This is a genomic window from Streptomyces sp. NPDC057638 (genome assembly GCF_042800315.1).
Lineage (GTDB): Bacteria > Actinomycetota > Actinomycetes > Streptomycetales > Streptomycetaceae > Streptomyces.
Window position 1 is genome coordinate 1 of record NZ_JBHVHF010000451.1, and the last position, 4,652, is coordinate 4,652.

Sequence of the window (4,652 nt, forward strand, 5' to 3'; positions counted from 1 at the left end):
GGGATCCCGGGCGACCGTGCGCGCCACACGGGCAGCGAGTACGATCCGGCAGACACACGCGCGGCCGAACTGCGGGCGCGAGAGCTGGAAGGACACATGGTGGGGCGGCTGACCGGCGGGGACCCGTCGCTGCTGCGGCGGATCAACTCCGCGGTGGTACTGCATGCGCTGCGGGGCGCCGGTTCCCCCACGCTCACGGATCTGACCCGGGCCACGGGCCTGTCACGGCCCACGGTCGAGGGTGTGATCGAGGGGTTGATCGAGTCGGGACTCGTGGTCGAGTCCCAGCCCGAGGAGGGCGGTACCCGACGGCAGGGACGCCCGGCCCGTCGCTTCCGGTTCCGGGTCGAGGCGGGCTATCTGCTCGGCGTCGAGATCGGTATGCACCGGGTGGCCGCCCTGGTCTCCGGACTGGACGGACGGATCATCGGCGCCAGTTCCCGTGAGGTCTCCAACACCGCCTCCGCCGACGACCGGCTGGAACGGGTCCGCCTGGTGATCGCCGACGTCCTGCGGCGCACCGGGATCCCCCGCACCAGCCTGTGGGCGGTCGGCGTGGGCTCCCCGGGGATCGTCGAGGCGGACGGGACGGTACGGCTGGGGGTCGCCCTGCCGGGCTGGACCGGGCTGCCGCTGGGGCAGCGGCTCCAGCGCTCCTTCCGCTGCCCCGTCCTGGTGGAGAACGACGCCAACGCGGCGGCCATGGCCGAGCACTGGAAGGGCGCCGCCACCGACTCCGACGACGTCGTGTTCGTGCTGGCCGGGCTGAGCCCGGGCGCGGGCTCCCTGATCGGCGGACGGCTGCACCGGGGCTTCGGCGGCGCGGCCGGGGAGATCGGGGCGCTGCACCTGCTGGGTCGCGAGGTCTCCCCCCAGGAGCTGTTCTCCACCACCGACGAGCCGTTGCGGCCGCTGGACGAGCAGGCGGTGGCCCAGGTCTTCGCCCTGGCCCGGCAGGGCGACAGCCGGGCCCAGGCGGTGGTCGACCGCTTTATGCGACGGCTGGTCCACGATGTGGCGGCCCTGGTGCTGGCGCTCGATCCCGAACTGGTGGTCGTGGGCGGCTGGGCGGCGGGCCTGGACGGCGTGCTGGACCCCCTCCGCGGCGAACTGGCCCGCTACTGCCTGCGCCCGCCCCGGGTGACGCTCTCCCTGCTGGGCGAGGCGGCGGTGGCCACGGGCGCGCTGCGGCTGGCGCTTGACCATGTGGAGAAGGAACTCTTCGCGGTGGAGGGCACGGTCTCCCCGGCCCGCTAGCAGCGCGGCCCGGCCCGCGACGCCCCGCACGGCGTCCTGCCCCGCTGACGGCCCGCGGAAGGCCCGGGGCCGCGCACCCGTCAGCAGCCGGAACCATGGGCACGGAGTGACGGGAAACGCCACATGACCCGGTGCCGACCTCGGACTCGGCCATGAGCCAAAGGGGCGCGTCCAGCGCCCCGGAGGGCTCCCCCGGGCGGTGCCCGGGGGAGAATAGCCGCTCAAAGGTCGGCCCCGGGCCATGTCACTGCGTGCCAGGGCGGCGACCCGTGAGCCGCCGCCGACCACGTGGACCCCACCCATCACGAGCCGCTCGGCCCACCATGGACGCGAGCGGCCGAAAAGAACCGTGACGGACCTCCGCCGCTCCGCCCAGGAGACCTGCCCGTCCCTGGGGCGGAGGCGGCCGGAGATCAGGAGGCGCGGCGCTCCTCGCCGTGGTGGCTGATGCGGACGTCGCCGCCGTCACCGAAGGTGAGACGGCAGGTGTCCGCGCGGTAGGTGGCGACGGTGACCGCCGCCGTCCGGCCCCGCGCGAAGTACCGCGTGGTCACCAGCAGCACCGGCGCGCCGGGGAGCCGGTCCAGCTCCTTGGCGTCGTCGGCCCGCGCCGAGCCCAGCTCCACGGCGCGGTCCTGACCCTCCAGGTCGAGCCGCTGGAGCTCGCGCAGCACCGAGCGCGCCCGTGCCGGGCCCGACGGAGCGTCTATGGCCGACAGCTCGGGCACGGAGGCCGCGGGTACGTAGAGCAGTTCGGCCGCCACCGGCTGGCCATGGCTGACACGCAGTCTGCGCAGCGTGTAGGTCTCCTCGTGGGGAGCGGTCTCCAGCACCCGGGCCACCGCCGGTGGCGGCACCGAGGTGACGCAGTCGATCGGCTGCCAGGCGTCCTGGGCCGAGCCGGGCCAGGCGTGCTGGGTCGTCGAGACGTCCACTCCCATGCGGGGCGGTGCGACGGTCGTGCCGACACCGCGGCGGCGCTGAAGCCGCCCTTCCAGTTCCAGTTGTTCGAGCGCTTGCCGGAGCGTGGCGCGGGCGACGCCGAAGCGGGCCGCGAGGTCCCGTTCGTTCGGCAGGATCTCCCCGACGGCGAAATCCGAGTCGAGCGCTTCTCCGATCACGGTCTTGAGGTGCCAGTACTTCGGTTCCGGCACTGATTCGAGCTGCGTGGTCCCCACCCTGATCCTCCGCATTTCGCCGTCTCAGCGGCGGTTTTCCGTGCCCTTGTTTATTAAAGGTTCCTGCACTATCTCAGCCGACCATAGGACGGTGTCTCACCTTGGTCAAGACCAATCCTGCGGTCGCCCTCCAGGGAAGTCGACTCGCTTCGCCAAGCGTTCACAGGCCGTTAGCACCCTTGAGGGTCGTGTGGCCTCGTCGCCACCCGCGGCCTCCCGCCGTCTCTCGCCGCCCATGAGACCCCGGACGGTGACGCTGACGTGGAGGACACGCCGTCACACAGTCGCCACCCCGGAAAGTTTGTCCGGATTGCGTACGACATAGACGCAGTGAATACGCCCCTCGGCGATACCGAGCTGGACGACGCTGTCCGGCTTCCCGTCGGCCAGGGCCACAAAGCCCAGGCCGCCGTTGACTTCGACGATACGTCGCTCCAGCCCCCTGGAGTTCCCGGAGACCGCGGCGAGGAAGCGGGCGATCTTGTCCGCGCCCTCCAGTACCCGTGGCGGGGCCTGGGCCTTGCCCCCGCCGTCCCCGACGAAGCGCGCTTCGGGCGCCAGCAGCGAGAGCAGTTCCGCCAGGTCGCCGCCGGTGGCGGCCGCGATGAAGCGTTCCGTCAGGTCCCGACACTCATCCGGGTCGACGTCATAGCGCGGCTTGCGCTCCTCGACATGGCGCCGCGCCCGCCCGGCCAGCTGACGCACGGCGGCCGGCGAACGGTCGAGGATCGGCGCGATCTCCCCGTATGGATAGCCGAACGCCTCGCGCAGGACGAAGACGGCGCGCTCCAGCGGGGAGAGGGACTCCAGGACGACCAGCACGGCGATGGAGATGGATTCGGCGAGAACGGCGTGGTCAGCCAGGTCGCCGGGGCCACTGTCGCCGAGGTCGGTGAGGACCGGCTCGGGCAGCCAGGGGCCGATGTAGGACTCGCGTCGCGACTGGATCTGTCGCAGTCGGTCGACGGCGAGGCGTGTGGTGATCCGGACGAGGTAGGCCCGTGGCTCGGCGACCTCGTCCCGTTCCTGCGCGGTCCAGCGCAACCAGGCGTCCTGGACCACGTCCTCGGCGTCGGCCACGCGGCCGAGCATGCGGTAAGCCACGGCCGCCAGGGTGGGCCGGTGCTCTTCGAAGACGTCGGTCAGGATGTCGGTTGCCACCTCTCCATCCCAACCGACGTGGCACGCGGTGTCCAGGCGGGACCGGTGCGTCTCGCGTCACGGCGGCTGGAACTAGCCGTCCGACTGGGCGTCTCGGGGGGCGGTGGGACCCGTTCCGCCCCTTGAACTACAAGCTACCGAGCGGTAATTGTTACTGACATGCCGTCTACCGCGCTCCGCGCGGGCCGACTCCAGGGAGCGCAGACATGGCCTCGATGATTTCGTTCTCCGCACCGACGCCCGGCGGTGCCCAGACGGTATCGCTCTCGTACGAGCGGACCGGGGCGGGGGACCCCCTGCTGCTGCTCCACGGGATCGGCCACCACCGTCAGGCGTGGGACCCCGTGATCCGGCTGCTGGCCGGGGAGCGCGACGTGATCGCCGTGGACCTGCCCGGGTTCGGGATCTCCCCGCCGCTGCCCCGGGAGGTGCCCTACGGCCTGGAGAGCGTCGCGGCCGTACTGAGCGGACTGTGCGAGGCGCTGGAGATCGAGCGCCCCCATGTCGCCGGGAACTCCCTCGGCGGGCTGCTCGCGCTGGAACTGGCCCGGGGCAAGCTCGTCCGGTCGGCCACCGCGCTCTCCCCTGGCGGCTTCTGGACCGAGGGCGAGCTGCGGTACGCCCTCGCCCTGCTCGGCGCGCTGCGCAAGGCGTCACTCTCGACGCCGCTGCCGATGATCGAACGGCTCTCCCGCTCGGCCGCCGGACGGGCGGTGCTGACCGGGATCATCTACGCACGGCCCGCTCGGCGCTCACCCGACGCGGTCCTCGCCGAGACCCTCGCGCTGCGGGAGGCGACCGGCTTCGAGTCCACCCTGGCCGCCGGACGCACGGTCCGCTTCACCGACGATGTGCCGGACGTGCCGGTCACCATCGCCTGGGGAACCAGGGATCTGCTGCTGCCACGGCGTCAGGGGGTCCGGGCCAAGCACATCATTCCCGGCGCCCGGCTGATCCGGCTGCCGCGCTGCGGGCATGTGCCCATGAGCGACGACCCGGCGCTGGTGGCACGCGTACTGCTGGACGGCAGCGGCCGGCGGCGCTAGGTCGCGCCAC

General features: G+C 72.4%; 4 protein-coding genes. 2 read left to right on the top strand and 2 right to left on the bottom strand.

Annotated features, from left to right (window positions below):
- Nucleotides 1–99 precede the first annotated feature (99 nt).
- Nucleotides 100–1,257: an ROK family transcriptional regulator gene (locus ACFVIM_RS32985; protein ID WP_384309424.1), complete on the top strand. Its 1,158-nt coding sequence runs from the start codon at nt 100–102 to the stop codon at nt 1,255–1,257.
- Nucleotides 1,258–1,670: 413 nt separating this feature from the next.
- On the opposite strand, the gene ACFVIM_RS32990 is transcribed toward ACFVIM_RS32985, so the two are convergent.
- On the bottom strand, nt 1,671–2,435 hold the full coding sequence (locus tag ACFVIM_RS32990; RefSeq protein WP_384309416.1) for a GntR family transcriptional regulator: 765 nt from the start codon (nt 2,433–2,435) through the stop codon (nt 1,671–1,673).
- 276 nt (nt 2,436–2,711) lie between these two features.
- The gene (sigJ, locus tag ACFVIM_RS32995) at nt 2,712–3,596 is read right to left on the bottom strand and encodes an RNA polymerase sigma factor SigJ (protein WP_384309418.1); all 885 of its coding nucleotides are present in this window, start codon (nt 3,594–3,596) and stop codon (nt 2,712–2,714) included.
- 206 nt (nt 3,597–3,802) lie between these two features.
- Between sigJ and ACFVIM_RS33000 the strand changes: the two genes are divergently transcribed.
- A complete protein-coding gene (locus ACFVIM_RS33000; protein WP_384309421.1) occupies nt 3,803–4,642 on the top strand; it encodes an alpha/beta fold hydrolase in 840 nt (279 codons plus the stop codon).
- Nucleotides 4,643–4,652: the final 10 nt, after the last annotated feature.